Raw genomic sequence first — 2,260 nt, 5'->3', positions numbered from 1 at the left:
GGGTTGCATCGCAGGGGTGTCGAAAGAGTCAACTGCGGTCCAAAGCTGTTGGACTTGGGTGAAAAGGGCGTTTATTCTTCCTATACGTGGCCGTGGGTATTGGCTACCTGTGGCTGGGCAGTCAGCTGCAACCCGCCCAATCAACCGTGCCGCCGGATTGGGCGATTACCGCCGCGTACGTCGCGGCACCGGTCGCGCTCAAAATTCTGGTGTTTTTCATGCTGGGCAGACCCCAGCTGCGCTATCTAAATGAGGAGGTGCACAATGCCTAAGCAATTCGTCGCCGTCATACTGACCCTGCTGAGCACTACGCTGCATGCCACACCGTGGGAAACCGTAGCCGCAGACCGTTTCAAACTGCTGTGGAAAGAACTGACCTATACCCAATTGCAGGTCGATCCTCGTCAGGAAGCACCGGCCAACAATGACATTCTGTCGCCCGGCTACAGCAAACAAATTATTATCGAGTACGCCCTGTCAGTTTCTGCCGAGCGCTTCCGCGACCTGACGCAGGAGCAGCTAGAGGACACCTACGACGATGCACAATTGGCCCCGCATCGAGACGATATCGCCCGCTTCAACAGCTGGTATCTGGGCGTAGAGAAAGGAGACCGCTACCAGTTGCGCTGGCAGACAGATGTCGGCCTGCAACTGCAACATAACGATACCGTGCTGGGCACATTGCAAGACCCCGAAGCGGCCAAGCTCATATTGAGTGTCTGGCTGGGGCCTGCGGCCGTGAGTGAATCACAGCGCGACCGTTTTCTCGACGCCTGGCAGCAGGAACTCGCCGCCCGATAAGTTATAACCATATAACGCATCAGTATAGAAAAACCCGCCAGCGCTACAGCACAGTTTGCTAGCATCTGCGCATTTTTCGCTGCTCGTCAGTGTCTTACACGCCCAAGGTAGACTCGCTGTGACCCGTTTTATCTCTCGCGCCTGCGCTGCAGGCCTCGCTGCGGCTATTGCGCCCGGCCTCACTCACGCCGCTGATCGCGGCCTGAGCATTGAAGAAATTGTTGTCACCGCTCAGAAAAAGGAAGAGGGGGCCAACAGTATTCCTCTGGCCATCGCGACCTACACAGGCGAGGATCTCAGCGCATTGGGCATCACCGACACCCGCGACCTAGGGCGACTGCTGCCCGGCTTCTCCTACGCCGATGGCGGGTTCAACGTCCCCATTTACACCCTGCGCGGCGTCGGCTTCAACGAGAATAGCCAGACTGCCAGTGCCACCGTGGGCGTCTACGTCGACGAATTTAACCTGCCGTTTCCGGTAATGAGTAAGGGCAGTAACCTTGATCTGGCTCGGGTAGAGATGCTCAAAGGGCCACAGGGCACGCTGTATGGCCGCAACACGACCGGCGGCGCCATTAACTACATCGCCAACAAGCCCGGCGAAGAATTGGAGTACGGCGCCGATATCAGCTACAGCCGCTTTGACACCACCTCGGTTGAGGGCTTTGTCTCCGGCTCGCTCACCGATACCCTGTTTGCCCGCTTGGCCTACACCACAACGCAATCCGGCGAAGGCTGGCAGCGCAGCCGCACCCGTTATGCGGGCAGCGATGCCTACAATGGCAAAACCGGTCGCGACCCCGGCAATGAGTACGAGCGCTTCGGCTACAGCCGTCTCGGCGAAGTCGACCGCGATGCCGCACGGCTGTTATTGCGCTGGGAAGGCGGCGAAGACTGGACGCTGAACCTGCATCTCAACGGCTGGCGCGACCGCTCCGAGCCTCAAGCCCTGCAGGTCATTGCCATCGAATCGCAGAATGCCATTCTCGGCGAATTCGCCCTGCACCCGGATGTGGCCAACTACCCGGTCAACGATCCCGACACGACCGACGCCCAAGCGGCCGACTGGCCCAATAATGGCCTTAATTTTCGGCTTAATGACCGCTTCGTCTCCGGAGGCATGCGCCTCGACTACCGGCTGGGTGAACGCAGTGACATGGTCCTGCTGCTATCAGCAGGTCAGTTTGAGTCCGATGGCAGCTTCATCCCACAGTCGGGCCTGGATACCGTTAATACCGAGCGCAATGTGTTTGCCACCACCGACTTCTATAATGCCGAACTGCGCTTTTCCGGCGATCTTGGCGACAGCGTTTTCTGGCAGCTCGGCCTGAACTACAGCGAGGATGAAGTCGAGGAATTTCAGCGCCTGCATCACGAGAATGTGAGCATCGTCTTTCCCGTTGGTTATTGATAATCGAGTGGGAGTGACGGGCACTGGCTGGCAATGTCTAGCAACGGC

The 2,260-nt window shown here is 58.3% G+C and carries 3 protein-coding genes; all 3 read left to right on the top strand.

From position 1 onward, the window contains the following. Positions 1-92: 92 nt before the first annotated feature. The 3 genes from ABNS66_RS15735 (at position 93) to ABNS66_RS15725 (ending at position 2,212) form a co-directional block, all read left to right on the top strand. Positions 93-272, top strand: coding sequence for a hypothetical protein (locus tag ABNS66_RS15735; protein WP_348655394.1), 180 nt, complete (start codon positions 93-95; stop codon positions 270-272). Continuing rightward, positions 265-801 (top strand): chalcone isomerase family protein, encoded by a 537-nt coding sequence (locus ABNS66_RS15730; protein WP_289083255.1) that lies wholly within the window; start codon positions 265-267, stop codon positions 799-801. Before ABNS66_RS15735 ends, ABNS66_RS15730 begins: the two co-directional genes overlap by 8 nt. 118 nt (positions 802-919) lie before the next feature. Continuing rightward, entirely contained in the window at positions 920-2,212 is a 1,293-nt protein-coding gene (locus ABNS66_RS15725; RefSeq protein WP_348655393.1) for a TonB-dependent receptor plug domain-containing protein, read from the top strand. Positions 2,213-2,260 lie beyond the last annotated feature (48 nt).

It is taken from the genome of uncultured Spongiibacter sp., assembly GCF_964011655.1.
In the GTDB taxonomy this organism is placed as follows: domain Bacteria; phylum Pseudomonadota; class Gammaproteobacteria; order Pseudomonadales; family Spongiibacteraceae; genus Spongiibacter; species Spongiibacter marinus.
This window is presented reverse-complemented; position numbering and strand designations above follow the sequence as displayed.